Origin of the sequence: Microbacterium sp. K2 (assembly GCF_051365005.1) — a bacterium.
Lineage (GTDB): Bacteria > Actinomycetota > Actinomycetes > Actinomycetales > Microbacteriaceae > Microbacterium > Microbacterium foliorum_B.
Window position 1 is genome coordinate 330,770 of record NZ_JBLWII010000001.1, and the last position, 16,198, is coordinate 346,967.

Below are 16,198 nucleotides of genomic sequence, written 5' to 3' on the forward strand. Positions count from 1 at the left end.
TCACATCACATTCCCGATGTAGGAGTACTTGACGAACACCTCCGAGGCGATGTCCGCCTCGTGGAGCACGCCCTGCACTGCGTTCATCATGTAGTTCGAATCCCAGCCCATGTAGAGATGGTGTGTCGCGTCGAGCTGATCCCATTGGCCCTTCCAGGCCATCGATTCGTAGATCGGACCGCCGTGTGTGGCGCAGTACGACATGGCGGCGTCGTGCGTGTCCGTCCACGCGCGACGGAAGACCCGGTTGAAGAGATGCTTGACGTCGAAGACCTCCCAGCGCTCCCCGCGGTACTCGACGTACTCGAACTCGCGCTCCCATCCGGCGGGCCACCCGCGTCGGCGGACCGCATCGAGGATGGGGGTGAGCCCGTCGTCGTCGATCTCGGGCAGCGCGGGGCGGGCCCAGATCCTCAGCAGATCGGAGGTGAGCCGGATCGTGCGCTGCGAGATGGCCGCTGTTCCCCACGCCTCCGTGTCTGCGAGCGCCCTGGTCTCGGCGACCGAGCTGCGAGCGTACGCCGCGTCGCGTTTCACGGAGTACGACTCTCCGAAGACGCGCTCTGCGAGCGTCTGCTCGAGCAGGGTGAGATTGCCGAGTGTCGGGGCGAGCGCGCGATGTGCGTTGCGCTCGTCGTCGGAGTAGTCGATCCAGGGGCGCACGCCGTCGCCCGACCAGCTGTCGCTGGGGACGGTGGGCACGATGTGCTCCACATCGAACTCGTCCGGGTCGTCGACCCCCTCGAGCCGCCCGAGGACATAGGCCGGATGCGGCAGCTCGCTGTACTTCAGGACGGCGCTGACGCGCTCGTCCGACGGCGTGATCCGGGCGAACGCGCGCGCCAGTGCCTCTCGACCGTTCGCCCTGGCACGACAGAGTCTCGCGACCAGCCGCTCGTTGGGCAGGTTCACGAGTGTGCGGCGGAGGTACATCGTCTGGATCCACTCGAGCGTCTCGATGAGCTCGTCGCGACCGATGATCCCGCGGGAGTGATCGCTGTAGACGTTCAGGACCAGCGGATACGAGGCGCGTCCGAAGGTGTTCACGTAGCGCAGCTGTCGCGCGATCTCGGGGTCCTTCTCGAGCGAGGGATCGAGCAGGATGCCGTAGATCTCGGCGTAGTGACGCCAGACCTCGGCATCCGCCTGCAGGTGATCGAGGTCGACGCGGGGGAAGGAGTGCCGGAACGCGCTGTAGACACCGTGCTCGCCGTTGGCGGCCACCTCGCGGCCCGTCGTCATCACGAGATAGTGCCGCCAGAACGCGCCGATGGTCTCGCCGGTGTGCTGCTCGATCGGCAGCCAGAACCGTGCCTCGACGTCGAGCTGCTCTGCGTGGGTCAGCCCCATCAGCATGTAGTTGTGGATGAGCTCGTGATCGCGCAGCGGCTCGCCCGTCGAGTTCAGGCTCTCGAAGATCTGCTGTGCGTTGGCGGCGGCGCCGAGGGTGATCGAGACGTGCTCGAGCTTGTTCAGCCCCGCCCAGATCTGCGGCGCCTCGTCGGCGTGCACCTGGCTGCGGAAGAACGCGTAGTTGTCATCGAACCGCGACTCGCGCTCTGCCTGGACATCGCGCTCGAGCACCACGGACTCATACAGCTCGGCCCACGCGTCGTGCGGGCGCAGCTTGGTGCGCGTGGGGTCTTCGGGGCGCACGAGCACTCGGTCGAGGTCGGCGGCGAGCAGGGGATCGGAGTCCTGAACCGCGTGCCGGAGTGCTGCGACCAGCAGCATCAAGGTGGTGATGCGCTGCTGACCGTCGATCAGCACGAGGTCGGTGTCGGCCTCGCTGTCGTCGGCAGCCGAGAGGATCGACCCGATGAAGTGACGGTGCGCGGAGTCTTCGCGGGCGACCGCACGGACGTCGGAGAGCAGCTGCTCGCAGCCGCCGATATCCCACCGGTACTGACGCTGGTACACCGGCACGACGATGGTCGTGGAGTCCTCTGCGAGCCACTCGATCGTGTTGACAGCTGTCGCCTCGACGTTGGTCGCAGTGCTCATGCTGGTGTCTCGTCCTCCCGTAACGCCCGGCGCCGAGGAGTCGCCAGGCGCCCGGTTCAGTCTATTCGCTTATTCACGGCGGCCCTCGGCGGCGCTCCAGAGGTGCCCTGTTAGGCTTGCCTTATCAGGGCCTGTTAAAACGTGCTGGCCCCCGATGAAAGGATCTGGTTCAGATCATGGGATACATCAAGTCTGCCGCGCTCGAAGACAAGGGCTTCGTCGTTCTCGACAGCTACAACCAGGAGCTCGACCCCAAGGAGTGGCTCGACATCGAGTACAACGACTGGAAGTCGTCGGGTGACACCCGCTTCGCGCCGCTCGCCAGCGCCAAGGGCGAGATCGAGTGCAACGGCTTCTGGAACCACAAGCCGCCGCGCACCGACAAGGACGGCGTCTGGATCGACTCGCAGACCGCGAAGGCTCCGAACCTGACGCGTCGCGCACAGGAGCCCGGCGCCAACGTCGGTCGCTGCCGCGTGATCGAGCTGCAGCCGACCCCGTACGGCGAGTGCCTCTACAACCTCCACCAGGACGACAACAACCGCCTGAACCCCGACGGCACCGGCTGGGTCGTGCGTGGATTCTTCAACCTCAGCGACGACAAGGACAGCTTCTTCGTCCTCCGTGAGAACCGCACCGACCCCAGCATCGAGTACCGCATCGCTCTGCCGGCCGGCGCCCAGCTCATCGTCGACACGCAGCGTCTGTGGCACGCGGCGACCCACGTGGGCACCGAGCCGCGTTACTGCCTCATCACGTCGTGGACGTCCGGCCCCGAGCTCGACGCCTACATCGAGAAGTACAACGGAACCCAGGACGTGCCCAACGTCGAGGTCCCGCAGGACGTCCTCGAGGCAGGCTACGCCGAGCAGGCTCGCCGTGACGCCGCCCGCGCCGCGTACTATGCCGCGAAGGGCCAGCAGGTCAAGCAGGCCATGAGCGAGGCGTGATCCTCTTCTGATCCACGGCCGTTCGCGGTCTGAAGGCCCCGGTCCCTGTGACCGGGGCCTTCGTCGCATGAATCACACGCTTGTTATTTCGCCTGGTCTGGGCGAGAATAGCCCCACAACCGCATATTCACGCCAGTTCTCGTTGTTTCAGGTCGTTGGGGAAGACGCACCTGATGAAACGGAGAGATCATGGCGACGGCTTACGCACGCGGAGTGGTGTTCATCCACTCTGCACCTCGCGCGCTCTGCCCGCACCTGGAATGGGCGGTAGGACGCGCTATCGGTCGCGCAGTGAACTTTGACTGGAGCGACCAGCCGGTGCTCGACGGCGCTCGTCGCGCCGAGTTCTACTGGGACGGCCCGGTGGGCACGGGCGCTGCTCTCGCGACCGCCATCCGTGGCTGGGAGCATCTCCGCTTCGAGGTCACCGAGGATCCGACACCCCGCAGCGACGGCGGACGCTGGCTGCACACGCCCGACCTCGGCATCCACTATGCGCAGACGGATGCTGCGGGCAACATCGTCATCGGCGAGGACCGCATCCGCTATGCGATGGAGATCGCCGCCGGCAGTGCGACCGAGCTGCAGCGCGAGCTCGACATCGCCCTGGGCTCTGCCTGGGACGAGGAGCTGGAGCCGTTCCGGCATGCGAGCGACGACGCTCGTGTCGTCTGGCTGCACAAGGTCGGCTAGGCGCCCACGCAGACCTGGAACGGGAAGGCGCGAGTATCGGATGCCGGTGAGCGATCCCGGACGCTGAGAAGGCGAATTCCCGTTCCACACATGACGAAGACCCCGCTCCCAGGCACCCGGGAACGGGGTCTTCGTCTGTCAGATGACGGCCGAGCGGGGCATCTCGGCCCCGGCTGCTGTGCCCCCTGTCATGACGTCGTCCCAGGCGAGCCGCAGTCGATCCATGGCCTCGGCGGTGCGCTCGGGTGGCAGGGTGATCGGGATCCGCAGGCGCCTCTCGAGGACGCCGCCCGTGGAGAACCGCGGCCCGGGCGGGAGGATCAGCCCGTGATCGCGGGCGGCCAGCGACAGGGCGGTCGAGACGGGGGCGCCCAGGTCGAGCCAGGCCGAGAGACCTCCGCTCGTCTGCGGCATGGATATGGTCTCGAACGACCGGAGTGCCGACGCCACGGCGTCACGACCGGCATGCAGGCGTGTCGCGACATGCGCGGTGAGCGCCGGCATCTCCTGCAAGAGCTCGACAGCGATGCACTGCTCGAGCAGCGCCGTGCCGAGCTCGAACGAGGGACGGGTGGCGAGCAGGCGGGCCATCACCGAGCGGTCGGCGCGGATCCAGCCGATGCGCATGCCGCCCCACGCGATCTTCGACATGGAGCCCACGGTGATGATCTGCGGGCTGAACGCCGAGAACGGGAGCGGGGTCCAGCCGCGGTCGATGTCGAGCTCCGCGGTCGTCTCATCGATGATCAGGTGCGTGCTGACGCTGCGGGCCGTCGCGGCGATGCGTGAACGCTCGACATCCGAGAGCGTGGCTCCCGTGGGGTTGTGGAAGTCGGGGATGAGGTACGCCAGGTGCGGGCGTTCGTGCAGCAGCGTGTCGGTGAGGTGGCGCTCATCCCACCCGGAGACGTCGACCGGAGTCGGCAACAGCCGATAGCCATGGCGGTGGAGCGCCTCGAGCGCATGGGGGAAGGTCGGCTGCTCGACGAGTGCGCGCTCTCCTCGACGGCCGATGGTGGCGAGCACCAGGTTGAACGCATTGAGAGCGCCCGACGTGATCATGATCTCGTCGGCATCCGTCGGCACTCCGCGCTCGGTGAAGCGGTGTGCGACAGCCTCGCGGAGCTCGGGGAGGCCCCGCAGCGAGTAACCGCTGGTGCCGCGCATGGCCGCGAGCCGGGGGAGCGACCGCACCGTGGCGTCATACAGCCCCGGAGTCGAATCCATGGACGCGATCGACAGGTCGATCGCCGACTCGTCTGGGTCGCCGTCTGCGGAGGTGGCGGTGTGCGGCAGGGTGACGCGGGTGCCGCCCCCGTGCAGGCGCGAGACGTAGCCGTCGCCCTCGAGGAGGTCGTAGACGCGAGTCGTCGTGGAGCGTGAGCGTCGCAGCTCGAGCGCGAGCGCTCGCTCGCTCGGCAGCCGCTCACCGACGGTGAGTCGGCCGTCGAGGATCAACGCACGCACCTGCTCTGCGAGGGCTTTGGCTGTCGCGCCGGCGACGTTGTGGGCGCCGAGCTGCTGGACGAGCCGTGAGGTCATGATTCCAGCATGCCGCAAAGTGGCATGAAGAATACAGGCCACTTCTCGCTGAGTGGTCTCGTGGACTCGATGGATGACTGGGCCAGCATGGAGAGATGCAGCTTCGTTCCGTCTTCCTCCCGATCAGCGCCACCAGTCGACGCGATGTCGTCGAGCGCGTCGCGCAGCTGCTGGTCGGGTTGTTCCTCTACGGCGTCGCTCTCGGTCTGATGGTGCGCGCCGGCATCGGCGTCGCACCGTGGGACGTGCTCGCTCTCGGCGTCTCGGGCCAGACGGGGATCGGATACGGCGTCGTCACCGTGCTGGTCTCGGTGCTCGTGCTGCTGCTGTGGATCCCGTTGCGGCAGCGCGTCGGGCTCGGCACCCTGCTCAACGCACTGCTCGTCGGACCCAGCGCCGACTTGGCCCTCGTGGTGATTCCCGTGCCAGCGTCGATCTGGGTCGGTGCTCCGATGTTCGTGGCGGGGCTGCTGCTGCTCGCGTTCGCCACCGGGCTCTACATCGCCGCGGACTTCGGCCCCGGCCCGCGGGACGGCCTGATGACAGGGCTCGTGGGTCGCACCGGCTGGCCCGTATGGCTCGTTCGCACACTCATCGAGGGGAGTGTCCTGCTGGTCGGCTCCCTGCTCGGCGGACCGGTGGGCGTGGGAACCGTGCTCTTCGCCTTCGGCGTGGGACCCCTGATCGGCTGGTTCCTGCCATGGACCACTCGTATCCGCGCTGCGAGATCGCATCAGCTCGCGCGGGCGACCGCACGCTAGACCTGCGTAGACAAGAGCGGCCCCCGGGATACCCGGGGGCCGCTCTTCGTCATGGCTGTGCGTCAGTCGGCGCTCGCGAAAACGGCGACGGCGTTGTGGCCGCCGAAGCCGAACGAGTTGCTGATCGCGTACAGCTGGCCGTCGCCCAGGGGCTGTGCCTCGCCCGAGAGCTTGAACGGAACCGCCGGGTCTGGCTCGGTCATGTTGATGGTCGGCGGGGCGACGCGGTCGCGCAGCGCGAGCAGCGCGAAGATCGCCTCGAGGGCTCCCGTACCGCCGAGCAGGTGGCCGGTCGACGCCTTGGTGGCCGAGACGGGGATCTCATCGATCCGCTCGCCGAAGACCTTCTTGAGGGCGACGTATTCGTTGGGGTCGCCCACGGGGGTCGACGTCGCGTGCGCGTTGATGTGTGCGATCTGGTCGGCGGTGATACCGGCCTCGTCGAGCGCCTGCGTGACTGCGCGTGCGGCGCCGGTGCCCTCGGGGTCGTTGCCCGTGATGTGGTACGCGTCAGCGGTGACGCCACCGCCGAGCACGTAGCCGTAGATCTTGGCGCCGCGTGCTTCGGCGTGCTCCTCGGTCTCGAGGATGAGAGCGGCTGCCCCCTCGCCCATGACGAAGCCGTCGCGGTCGATGGCGCCGGGGCGCGACGCCGTGGCCGGGTCATCGTTGCGGCGCGACAGAGCCTGGGCCGAGGCGAACGATGCCATCGTGATCGCGTGGATGGCGGATTCGGTGCCACCGGCGATCACGACGTCGGCAAGACCGTCCTGCAGGTGGTGGAAGGCGTGGATGATCGACTCGGTGCTGGAGGCGCAGGCGCTGACGACGGTCTGCGCGTAGGCGCGAGCCTGGAACTGCAGCGACAGGTTGCCGGCTGCGGCGTTCGGCATCAGCATCGGCACGGTGAGCGGCATCACGCGGCGTGGGCCCTTCTCACGCAGGGTGTCCCACGCGTCGAGGAGGGTCCAGAGGCCGCCGATGCCGGTGGCGAAGTCGACTCCGAGACGCTCGGGAGCGACTTCGGGAGAACCGGCATCCGCCCAGGCCTCACGCGCCGCGATGAGCGCGAACTGCGAGGAGGGGTCGAGCCGCTTCGCCTCGTGGCGGGGCAGGACCTCTTCGGGACGGACGATCGCCTCGGCCGCGAAGGTGACGGGCAGTTCGTACTGCTGCACCCAGTCGTGCTCGAGGGTGCGGGTGCCGGACTTGCCTGCGAGCAGGTTCGTCCAGTTCTCGGGAGCTGTCCCGCCGATGGCGGACGTGGCGCCGATGCCGGTGACGACGATGCGCTTGGTCATGTGTGGTTCCTTGTCAGGCGGGTCGAGCAGAGAGCGGGCAAGGCGGAGGATGCCACGCCCCGACGGCGCGGGGGTGGCATCCTTCGAGGATTACTCCTGGCCTGCGACGATGAAGTTGACAGCGTCGCCGACGGTCTTGAGGTTCTTGACCTCGTCGTCGGGAATGGTGACGCCGAACTTCTCTTCTGCGTTGACGACGATCGTCATCATCGAGATCGAGTCGATGTCGAGGTCGTCGGTGAACGACTTCTCGAGGGCGACCTCGGATGCGTTGATGCCGGTCTCGTCGGTGATGAGCTCTGCGAGGCCTGCGAGGACCTCATCGTTGGTGAAAGCCATGTGGTCTTCCTCTTTCTTACGGGTTGTATTCGGAACCGTGGAACAGTCTAGGGAAAGTCAGCGCGTTCTCAGGGAAGGACGACGACCTGAGCGGCGAACACGAGTCCGGCTCCGAAGCCGATCTGCAGTGCGAGGCCGCCCGAGAGCTCGGGGTGCTCGGACATCAGACGGTGGCTCGCGAGCGGGATGGATGCCGCCGAGGTGTTGCCGGTGGTCTCGATGTCGCGCGCGATCACCGTGGACTCCGGCAGCTTCAGCTGCTTGGCGAACTCGTCGATGATGCGCATGTTCGCCTGGTGGGGGATGAACGCGGCGATGTCGGTGGGCTCGACGCCCGCCTTGTCGAGTGCCTCGCGGGCGACCTTCGCCATCTCCCAGACAGCCCAGCGGAAGACCGTCTGACCCTCCTGGCGCAGGGTCGGCCACGGCACCTCGCCGTCGCGGAACTCGGTGAGCGTCGCGTTCATGCCGACCGCATCGGCCTTCGAGCCGTCGGATCCCCACACGGCAGGGGCGATGCCCGGCGTGTCGCTCGGTCCGATGAGGGCTGCTCCCGCGCCGTCACCGAGCAGGAACGAGATGCTGCGGTCAGCGGGGTCGACGACATCCGACAGCTTCTCGGTGCCGATCACGAGGGCGTAGCGGGCTGCTCCCGAACGGATCAGCGCGTCTGCCTGGGTGATCGCGTAGGTGTAGCCGGCGCAGGCCGCGTTGACGTCGTAGGCGGCAGCAGGATTCGCACCCACGCGGTCGGCCACGATGGCCGAGACCGACGGCGACTGCTTCGGGTTGCTGATGGTGGCGACGATCACGAGGTCGACCTGGTCGGCGGGGATGCCGGACTTCTCGATGGCCTCTGCGCCGGCGATCGCGGCGAGGTCGATCGCATCCGTGCCCTTGTCTGCCCGGACGCGGGTGACGATGCCGGTGCGCTGACGGATCCACTCGTCACTCGAGTCGATCGGTCCGATCAGGTCGTCGTTCGGCACGGCGTTCTCGCCGCGGGCAGCACCGAACGAGTAGATCCGCGTGTAGGCGGGCCCGGTGATCTGGTTCAGGGTGGGGCTCATGCGGCTTCTCCGTTCAGCAGCGCGACGGCCGCATCGAGATCTTCGGGGGTCTTCACGGCCACGGACGGGATTCCGCGCAGGCCGCGCTTGGCGAGACCCGTGAGTGCGCCGGCGGGCGCGAGCTCGATCAGACCGGTGATGCCGTGATCGGCGAACGAGGCCATGCAGAGGTCCCAGCGCACGGGAGACGACACCTGGTCGACGAGGTAGCTCAGTGCCTGCGCTCCATCGGTGACGACGGATCCGTCACGGTTGGACCACAGCGTGATCTCGGGGTCGGCCGGGGCCACCGTCGCGACCGCCTCACGCAGGACTGCGACGGCTGAAGCCATGTACGACGTGTGGAACGCGCCGGCCACCTGCAGGGGAATCACGCGCGTGCCCTTGACCGGCTCGGAGGCGAGAGCGTCGAGCCCTGCGAGCTCACCCGCGACCACGATCTGGCCGCCGCCGTTGTAGTTGGCGGGGGAGAGCCCGAGTTCGGTGAGACGCGTGAGGACGGCCTGTTCGTCGCCTCCCAGCACGGCGCTCATGCCCGTGGGGGTCTGTGCCGCAGCATCAGCCATGGCGCGACCTCGGATGCCCACCAATCGCATGCCGGTCTCGGCGTCGATCACGCCGCTGCTCACGAGTGCCGCGATCTCGCCGACCGAGTGTCCGGCGACACCGTCGGCTCGGCGACCGGCACGCCCGGTGAGGGCGTTCGCCGCGATCAGGGATGCGGCGACGATCAGAGGCTGAGCGATGCGCGTGTCGCGGATCGTGTCGGCATCCGACACCGTGCCGTGCTGCTGGAGGTCGACCTCTGCCGCCTCGGAGAACGCTGCGAGGCTGTCTGCCACACCGTCGAGCTCGAGCCAGGGGGAGAGGAAACCGGGGGTCTGCGAGCCCTGTCCAGGGCATACGACGACAATCACAACCCCAGTCTGCCAACGATCTGCCCTGAGTGGTGGATGATCCATCACAAGATTCGAGAAAACCCTTGTGTGTGGCGTACAGCTGATCGGTGCTCAGAGTGCCGATCAGCGCGAGGGGCGACGCAGGGGAGCCCGACGACGGACCTGCTCTGCGGCGCCGATCGAGCCGAGGATCAGCGCGGTCTGCAGGATCAGAGCCTCGCGAGGCCCCGTGGCATCCCAGCCGATGACCTCGCTGACGCGCTTCAGGCGATAGCGCACGGTGTTCGGGTGCACGAACAGCTCTCGGGCGGTCGCCTCGAGCGAACGACCGTTGTCGAGGTAGCTCCAGAGGGTTGTCACGAGATCGGTGGAGTGCGCCTGCAGCGGTCGGTAGATGCGCTCGATCAGCGTCTGCTTGGCGAGCGGATCGCCGGCGAGAGCGCGCTCGGGGAGCAGGTCGTCGGCGTCGACGGGCCTCGGCGCGCTGCGCCAGGCGCGGGCGACGGCGAACCCTGCGAGGGCCGCCCGGGCACTCTGACTCGCGTCGACGAGTGCGGCGACTGCCGGGCCGAGCACGACATAGCCGGGGCCGAACGAGGGCTCGAGACGAGAGGCGATCTCTTCGAATCCGAGTTCTTCCTCTTCGCCCTCGGCAGGCTCCTGGCCTGCGACACGTGCGCGGCCGATCACGAGCACGAGTCGGGATCCCTGTACGCCGATGAGCACGTCGACCGCGAGCTTGCGCGCTGTGCGACGCACGAGGTCGACGTCGAACTGCGGGGGCGTCGTGCCGACCAGCACAGCGACCTCTCCATGACCGTGCCAGCCCAGCGCGGCGATGCGACTCGGCAGCTCTTCGTCTGCTTCGCCGGTGAGGATGGAGTCGACGACGAGCGCCTCGAGCCTGGCGTCCCACAGACCGCGAGCCTCAGCGGCTCTGGCGTAGACGTCGGCCGCGGCGAAGGCCACATCGCGTGAGTAGAGCAGGATCGCCTCTCGGAGATCTGCGCCTCTTCCGGCGACCCGCTCTTCGGTCACTTCGACGGTGACCCGGATGAGCTGCAGAGTCTGCTGCAGGCTGACGCTGCGCAGCAGCTCTCGGGGTGCCGCCGCGAAGATGTCAGCGGCGATCCATGGCGTCGACGTCGGATCCTCGTACCACTGGATGAACGACGTGATGCCCGCCTGAGCCACCAGCCCGACCGCAGAGCGGCGGGCTGGTGGCATGTCGGCGTACCACGGGAGGGTGTCCTCGAGGCGCTTGATGGTCACCGAGGCGATGTCGCCCGAGATCCGGCGCAGCCAGGTGAGCGTGGCGGACTTGTCCATGCCGCGCGAAGAGGAACCCGTCACCGATGGCTCAGCTTTCGCCGCCCGCGTTGCCGCTGGTGCCGGCGTTCACGTCGTGCAGGCTGTACTTCTGGATGGCCTGCGCGGCGAGAGAACGGTCGACGACCCCGTCTTCGGCGAGCGACTGCAGCGTGCGGACGACGATCGACGGACCGTCGATCTTGAAGAAGCGGCGAGCGGCGGCACGTGTGTCGGAGAAGCCGAAGCCGTCGGCACCCAGCGTCGCGAAACGCTGCGGGACCCACGGACGGATCTGGTCCTGCACGGCGTGCATGAAGTCGCTGACCGCGACGACCGGGCCCTCAGCACCCTGCAGCTTCTGCGTGAGGTACGCGGTGCGGGGCTCTTCTTCGGGGTGCAGGAAGTTGTGCTCGTCGGCGGCGAGGCCGTCGCGGCGCAGCTCGGTCCACGAGGTGACCGACCAGACATCGGCGATCACGCCCCAGTCGTTCTTCAGAAGCTCCTGCGCCTCGAGAGCCCAGGCGAGTCCGACGCCCGATGCGAAGAGCTGGGCGCGGGGGCCTTCTCCCTCTCCGACCGACACGCGGTGGATGCCGCGCACGATGCCGTCGACGTCCACGTTCTCGGGCTCTGCGGGCATCACCATGGGCTCGTTGTAGAGCGTGATGTAGTACATGACGTTCGGGTCTTCGTGGTTGCCGCCGTACATGCGCTCGAGACCGGAGCGCATGATGTGCGCGATCTCGTAGCCGTAGGCCGGGTCGTACGAGACCGTCGCCGGGTTGGTGGCGGCGAGCAGGTGCGAGTGGCCGTCGGCGTGCTGCAGGCCTTCACCCGTGAGGGTGGTGCGGCCGGCCGTGGCGCCCATGATGAACCCGCGGGCCATCTGGTCGCCGGCGGCCCACTGAGCGTCACCCGTGCGCTGGAAGCCGAACATCGAGTAGAAGAGGTAGACCGGGATCAGCGGTTCGCCGTGCGTGGCATACGAAGTGCCCGCCGCGGTGAACGCCGCGAGGGCGCCCGCCTCGTTGATGCCGACGTGCACGATCTGGCCCTGCGGGCTCTCCTTGTAGGCGAGGAGGAGCTCACGGTCGACCGAGGTGTAGTGCTGACCGTTCGGGTTGTAGATCTTCGCCGACGGGAAGTACGCGTCCATTCCGAAGGTGCGAGCCTCGTCGGGGATGATCGGCACGATGCGGTGGCCGAAGTCCTTCGAGCGCAGCAGGTCTTTCAATAGACGGACGAACGCCATGGTCGTGGCGATCTCCTGCGTGCCGGAGCCCTTCTTGGGCAGGGCGTACGCGGTGTCGTCCGGGAGCGCCAGGCCGACGTGCGTCGAACGGCGCTCGGGCAGGAAGCCGCCGAGGGCGTTGCGACGCTCGAGCATGTACTGGATCGTCTCGTCCTGGGGGCCCGGGTTGTAGTACGGGGGCAGGTACGGGTTCTCCTCGAGCTGCGCATCCGTGATCGGGATGTGCATCGCGTCGCGGAACGTCTTGAGGTTGTCCAGCGTCATCTTCTTCATCTGGTGGGTCGCGTTGCGGCCCTCGAAGTGCGGACCCAGGCCGTAGCCCTTGACGGTCTTCGCGAGGATGACGGTGGGCTTGCCCTTGTGCTCGGTCGCGGCCTTGAACGCGGCGTAGACCTTGCGGTAGTCGTGTCCACCGCGCTTGAGGTTCCAGATGTCGTCGTCGGAGTAGTCCTTGACGAGGGCAGCCGCGCGCTCGTCGCGACCGAAGAAGTGCTCGCGGACATACGCGCCGGACTCGGCCTTGTACGTCTGGTAGTCACCGTCGGGGGTCACGTTCATCAGGTTGAGCAGCGCGCCCTCGGTGTCGCGGGCGAGCAGGTCGTCCCACTCGCGGCCCCAGACGACCTTGATGACGTTCCAGCCGGCGCCGCGGAAGAACGACTCGAGCTCCTGGACGATCTTGCCGTTGCCGCGCACAGGGCCGTCGAGGCGCTGCAGGTTGCAGTTGACGATGAACGTGAGGTTGTCGAGGCCTTCGTTGGCGGCGACCTGCAGCTGACCGCGGCTCTCGACCTCGTCCATCTCGCCGTCGCCGAGGAAGGCCCAGACGCGAGATTCGGAGGTGTCCTTGATGCCGCGGTTCTCGAGGTACTTGTTCGACATCGCCTGGTAGATGGCGTTGATCGGACCGAGACCCATGGACACGGTCGGGAACTGCCAGTACTCCGGCATCAGACGCGGATGCGGGTAGGAGGGGATGCCGTAAGGCGCGTGCGACTTCTCCTGGCGGAACCCGTCGAGCTGGTCTTCGCTCAGGCGGCCTTCGAGGAAGGAGCGGGCGTACGTGCCGGGGGAGGCGTGGCCCTGGACGAAGATCTGGTCTCCGCCGCCCGGGTTGTCGAGGCCCTTGAAGAAGTGGTTGAAGCCCACTTCGTAGAGGGCGGCCGACGACGCGTAGGTCGAGATGTGACCGCCGACACCGATGCCGGGGCGCTGTGCGCGGTGCACCGTGATGGCCGCGTTCCAGCGGATCCACGCGCGGTAGCGACGCTCGACCTCTTCGTCACCCGGGAACTCGGGCTCGTTCTCGGGAGCGATCGTGTTGATGTAGTCCGTGGTCGGGACCATCGGCACGCCCAGGTGCAGCTCCTTCGAGCGCTTGAGCAGGCTGAGCATGATCTCGCGGCCACGGCCGTGGCCCTTCGCGTCGACGAGTTCGTCGAGCGACTGCTGCCATTCGCCCGTCTCCTCCGGATCGCTGTCGAGGGGGCCCTGGGAGTACGGATCCTGGTCGTGCACAGTCACGGGGGAGCCTTTCGTCAAGCTGGCAGGTCATGCCATTGAAACGGGAAGCGACGCGGGCAACCTTGTCGGTTGTACACAACGCGTGCCGCCCTCAGCCTATCCCCCTTCCATGACATCGGTGCGCACCGGGTCATCTGTAGACTGGACGCACCAGGGCCTTTAGCTCAGCTGGTAGAGCGCCACGTTTACACCGTGGATGTCGTCGGTTCGATCCCGGCAGGGCCCACCACAAGAATCGCGCGGTTATAGAGGCGCGAGCGCTCACGTCCGCCGGATGACGACTCATGGACACCGCGGCCGCGCCGCTCTCGTCACTGGGATCGAGCGGGGCGACCGGGCTCCCTGCTCGGCTCGCCGTCGGGCTCGTGGACGACGTACAACCCCGATGGTGCGTTCGCGGTGAACGCGAGCGTCTCGATCCAGTGTCGGTTGAGGTCGGGCGCCCGGCCGGCGGAGTAGCTGAAGACGAGGTTGCAACCCGGGTGCAACCACACCGTGCTGCGACCGCCCCCGAGGCTGGTGTCATCCCTCCAGGTGAAGAGGAAGGGTTCACCTCGTCGCAGTTTCGTCGTGATGACCACCTGCAGATGGTGAAGCGTGCGATCGTCGATCTCGGCCTTCTGGCTTCCCTCGTACACGAACCTGCCCATACGCCCAGACCTACAGCGGCGTGCGGCATGTCGCAAGGCCCTTGCGGACGGGCGGCGCGAAGCTCGCCCTGCCGCTCCCCGAGAGTCGTGATGTCAACTGATCGCGACTCGGGTACTCTCGGCGCATGGCCACGGCAACGACGCAGTCTCCCAAGCGCGAGGCGTTCGGATCACGGAACGTCTTCATCCTCTCCGCGATCGGCTCCGCAGTCGGATTGGGGAACATCTGGAGGTTCCCCTACGTGGCGTACGAGGGTGGTGGCGGAGCCTTCCTCATCCCGTATCTCTGCGCGCTGCTGACCGCCGGCATCCCGCTGCTGTTCTTCGACTACGCGATCGGTCACCGGTTCCGTGGTTCCGCGCCGCTGGCCTTCCGCCGGATGCACCACAGGGCAGAGCCGCTCGGCTGGTGGCAGGTGCTCATCTGCGTGATCATCGCCGTCTACTACGCGGTCATCATCGCGTGGGCCGCGATGTACACCTGGTTCTCCGCTCAGCTGACGTGGGGGCCGGGCAACGAGAACGACTTCTTCTTCATCGACTTCCTGCGGTCGGCCGACGTCGCCGAGGTCGGCGTCTCGACCGAGTTCGTACCCCAGGTCGGACTGCCCCTCGTCGCGGTCTGGCTGATCGTCATCGTGATCATGGCTCTGGGCGTCAAGCGGGGCATCGGTCGGGCCAACATGATCCTGATGCCGTTGCTGACGGTGATGTTCGCGATCCTCGTGGTGCAGTCGCTGTTCCTGCCGGGCGCCATGGACGGTCTGAACGCCTTCTTCACCCCCAACTGGGAGGCGCTCGGTGACCCTGCGGTGTGGGCATCGGCCTACGGCCACATCTTCTTCTCACTGTCGGTCGCCTTCGGCATCATGGTCACGTACTCGTCGTACCTCAAGCGCAAGACCGACCTCACCGGCTCCGGCCTGGTGGTCGCCTTCGCGAACTCCGGCTTCGAGATCCTCGCGGGCATCGGCGTGTTCGCCGCACTCGGCTTCATGGCGCAGGCGCAGGGCACCGAGGTCGCGGGAGTCGCGTCGTCGGGCATCGGCCTGGCGTTCATCGCGTTCCCGACGATCGTCTCGCAGGCGACCGGTGGCTCGATCATCGGCGTCCTGTTCTTCGGAGCGCTGGTGTTCGCGGGCATCACCTCGCTCATCTCGATCCTCGAGGTCATCGTCGCAGCCCTCCAGGACAAGCTCGGCTGGGCGCGCGTCCGCACGACCCTCACGGTGTCGATTCCGCTCGCGATCGTCTCATTGGCCCTCTTCTCGACGACCACCGCCCTGTCGGTCCTCGATACGGCGGATGCGTTCGTCAACGCCTTCGGCATCATGGCGGTCGCGCTCGTGGCCGTGATCGTCGTGGCCTGGCTGCTTCACAAGCTGCCGACGCTCGTCGATCACCTCGATCGTCGTTCGAGTTTCCGGGTGGGTCGGGTCTGGATGCTGCTCGTCGGCGCGCTCGCGCCGCTGGTGCTCGGGTACCTGCTCGTCACCGAACTGATCTCGAAGATCTCCGAGCCGTACGGCGGCTACCCCGGATGGTTCCTCGCCGTCTTCGGATGGGGCATGGTCATCGCACTCGTCGCGCTCGCACTGCTGCTGTCGGCCCTGCCCTGGAGCGGTCGCTCGCATGCCAAGGACGACCCCGAATACGACGAGTTCCTCGCCAAGGAGGACTACGAGCCGGATGCCGAGACCGCGTCGATCGCGACGGTGCCGACCTCGGAACCCCGCATCACAGAGAAGGGAGCGGACGCATGACCACGACAGCGATCGTCATGATGATCATCGCGATGGTCACGATCTGGGGCGGGCTCATCGCCGCAGTCGTGAACCTCGCGCGTCACCCCGAGGCCGCCGACTCGGAGCCCGCTCCGCCCGTAGAGCTCTGACCGACGCG

General features: G+C 67.3%; 14 protein-coding genes and 1 tRNA gene. 6 read left to right on the forward strand and 9 right to left on the reverse strand.

What is annotated here, in order from left to right; genetic code table 11:
* Positions 1–2,004 carry a DUF262 domain-containing protein gene (locus ACLKOY_RS01725; RefSeq protein WP_436452172.1) on the reverse strand — a complete coding sequence of 668 codons (2,004 nt, stop codon included), beginning with the start codon at positions 2,002–2,004 and terminating at the stop codon, positions 1–3.
* A 176-nt stretch (positions 2,005–2,180) separates the two neighbouring features.
* Here ACLKOY_RS01725 and ACLKOY_RS01730 point away from each other — a divergent pair, with 176 nt between their 5' ends.
* Both ACLKOY_RS01730 and ACLKOY_RS01735 read left to right on the forward strand, forming a co-directional pair.
* A complete protein-coding gene (locus ACLKOY_RS01730) occupies positions 2,181–2,954 on the forward strand; it encodes a hypothetical protein (RefSeq protein ID WP_241797560.1) in 774 nt (257 codons plus the stop codon).
* 189 nt (positions 2,955–3,143) lie between these two features.
* Positions 3,144–3,647 carry a DUF3145 domain-containing protein gene (locus ACLKOY_RS01735; RefSeq protein WP_053096393.1) on the forward strand — a complete coding sequence of 168 codons (504 nt, stop codon included), beginning with the start codon at positions 3,144–3,146 and terminating at the stop codon, positions 3,645–3,647.
* Positions 3,648–3,785: 138 nt separating this feature from the next.
* Here the strand turns inward: ACLKOY_RS01735 and ACLKOY_RS01740 are convergent, their stop codons facing one another.
* Positions 3,786–5,189, reverse strand: a complete 1,404-nt coding sequence (locus tag ACLKOY_RS01740) for a PLP-dependent aminotransferase family protein (protein ID WP_436452173.1) — start codon at positions 5,187–5,189, stop codon at positions 3,786–3,788.
* Between the two features lie 95 nt (positions 5,190–5,284).
* Between ACLKOY_RS01740 and ACLKOY_RS01745 the strand changes: the two genes are divergently transcribed.
* Positions 5,285–5,950 (forward strand): YczE/YyaS/YitT family protein, encoded by a 666-nt coding sequence (locus tag ACLKOY_RS01745; protein ID WP_436452174.1) that lies wholly within the window; start codon positions 5,285–5,287, stop codon positions 5,948–5,950.
* A 62-nt stretch (positions 5,951–6,012) separates the two neighbouring features.
* Here the strand turns inward: ACLKOY_RS01745 and ACLKOY_RS01750 are convergent, their stop codons facing one another.
* The 6 genes from ACLKOY_RS01750 to aceE all read right to left on the reverse strand — a co-directional run bounded on the left by ACLKOY_RS01750 (position 6,013) and on the right by aceE (position 13,646).
* Entirely contained in the window at positions 6,013–7,251 is a 1,239-nt protein-coding gene (locus tag ACLKOY_RS01750) for a beta-ketoacyl-[acyl-carrier-protein] synthase family protein (protein ID WP_436452175.1), read from the reverse strand.
* 90 nt (positions 7,252–7,341) lie between these two features.
* Positions 7,342–7,590, reverse strand: coding sequence for an acyl carrier protein (locus ACLKOY_RS01755; RefSeq protein WP_017202249.1), 249 nt, complete (start codon positions 7,588–7,590; stop codon positions 7,342–7,344).
* A 68-nt stretch (positions 7,591–7,658) separates the two neighbouring features.
* Positions 7,659–8,660 carry a beta-ketoacyl-ACP synthase III gene (locus ACLKOY_RS01760; RefSeq protein WP_436452176.1) on the reverse strand — a complete coding sequence of 334 codons (1,002 nt, stop codon included), beginning with the start codon at positions 8,658–8,660 and terminating at the stop codon, positions 7,659–7,661.
* Positions 8,657–9,577, reverse strand: a complete 921-nt coding sequence (locus ACLKOY_RS01765; protein ID WP_436452177.1) for an ACP S-malonyltransferase — start codon at positions 9,575–9,577, stop codon at positions 8,657–8,659. Before ACLKOY_RS01765 ends, ACLKOY_RS01760 begins: the two co-directional genes overlap by 4 nt.
* Before the next feature lie 105 nt (positions 9,578–9,682).
* Positions 9,683–10,888 carry a PucR family transcriptional regulator gene (locus tag ACLKOY_RS01770; protein ID WP_140037263.1) on the reverse strand — a complete coding sequence of 402 codons (1,206 nt, stop codon included), beginning with the start codon at positions 10,886–10,888 and terminating at the stop codon, positions 9,683–9,685.
* A 31-nt stretch (positions 10,889–10,919) separates the two neighbouring features.
* Positions 10,920–13,646 carry a pyruvate dehydrogenase (acetyl-transferring), homodimeric type gene (gene aceE / locus ACLKOY_RS01775; protein WP_436452178.1) on the reverse strand — a complete coding sequence of 909 codons (2,727 nt, stop codon included), beginning with the start codon at positions 13,644–13,646 and terminating at the stop codon, positions 10,920–10,922.
* Between the two features lie 153 nt (positions 13,647–13,799).
* Here aceE and ACLKOY_RS01780 point away from each other — a divergent pair.
* Positions 13,800–13,875 (forward strand) — tRNA-Val (locus tag ACLKOY_RS01780).
* Between the two features lie 82 nt (positions 13,876–13,957).
* Here the strand turns inward: ACLKOY_RS01780 and ACLKOY_RS01785 are convergent.
* A complete protein-coding gene (locus tag ACLKOY_RS01785; protein WP_436452179.1) occupies positions 13,958–14,296 on the reverse strand; it encodes a DUF7882 family protein in 339 nt (112 codons plus the stop codon).
* A gap of 125 nt (positions 14,297–14,421) precedes the next feature.
* Between ACLKOY_RS01785 and ACLKOY_RS01790 the strand changes: the two genes are divergently transcribed.
* Positions 14,422–16,059 carry a sodium-dependent transporter gene (locus ACLKOY_RS01790; RefSeq protein WP_436452180.1) on the forward strand — a complete coding sequence of 546 codons (1,638 nt, stop codon included), beginning with the start codon at positions 14,422–14,424 and terminating at the stop codon, positions 16,057–16,059.
* Positions 16,056–16,190, forward strand: a complete 135-nt coding sequence (locus ACLKOY_RS01795; RefSeq protein WP_082297825.1) for a methionine/alanine import family NSS transporter small subunit — start codon at positions 16,056–16,058, stop codon at positions 16,188–16,190. Before ACLKOY_RS01790 ends, ACLKOY_RS01795 begins: the two co-directional genes overlap by 4 nt.
* Positions 16,191–16,198: the final 8 nt, after the last annotated feature.

Excerpts from the sequence above, each read along its gene's own strand:
- ACLKOY_RS01730 (WP_241797560.1), top strand. The coding sequence starts at position 2,181 with ATGGGATACATCAAGTCTGCCGCGCTCGAAGACAAGGGCTTCGTCGTT.
- ACLKOY_RS01750 (WP_436452175.1), bottom strand. The coding sequence starts at position 7,251 with ATGACCAAGCGCATCGTCGTCACCGGCATCGGCGCCACGTCCGCCATC.
- ACLKOY_RS01795 (WP_082297825.1), top strand. The coding sequence starts at position 16,056 with ATGACCACGACAGCGATCGTCATGATGATCATCGCGATGGTCACGATC.
- ACLKOY_RS01785 (WP_436452179.1), bottom strand. The coding sequence starts at position 14,296 with ATGGGCAGGTTCGTGTACGAGGGAAGCCAGAAGGCCGAGATCGACGAT.
- ACLKOY_RS01755 (WP_017202249.1), bottom strand. The coding sequence starts at position 7,590 with ATGGCTTTCACCAACGATGAGGTCCTCGCAGGCCTCGCAGAGCTCATC.
- ACLKOY_RS01725 (WP_436452172.1), bottom strand. The coding sequence starts at position 2,004 with ATGAGCACTGCGACCAACGTCGAGGCGACAGCTGTCAACACGATCGAG.
- ACLKOY_RS01770 (WP_140037263.1), bottom strand. The coding sequence starts at position 10,888 with ATGGACAAGTCCGCCACGCTCACCTGGCTGCGCCGGATCTCGGGCGAC.
- ACLKOY_RS01735 (WP_053096393.1), top strand. The coding sequence starts at position 3,144 with ATGGCGACGGCTTACGCACGCGGAGTGGTGTTCATCCACTCTGCACCT.
- ACLKOY_RS01790 (WP_436452180.1), top strand. The coding sequence starts at position 14,422 with ATGGCCACGGCAACGACGCAGTCTCCCAAGCGCGAGGCGTTCGGATCA.
- ACLKOY_RS01745 (WP_436452174.1), top strand. The coding sequence starts at position 5,285 with ATGCAGCTTCGTTCCGTCTTCCTCCCGATCAGCGCCACCAGTCGACGC.
- ACLKOY_RS01760 (WP_436452176.1), bottom strand. The coding sequence starts at position 8,660 with ATGAGCCCCACCCTGAACCAGATCACCGGGCCCGCCTACACGCGGATC.
- ACLKOY_RS01740 (WP_436452173.1), bottom strand. The coding sequence starts at position 5,189 with ATGACCTCACGGCTCGTCCAGCAGCTCGGCGCCCACAACGTCGCCGGC.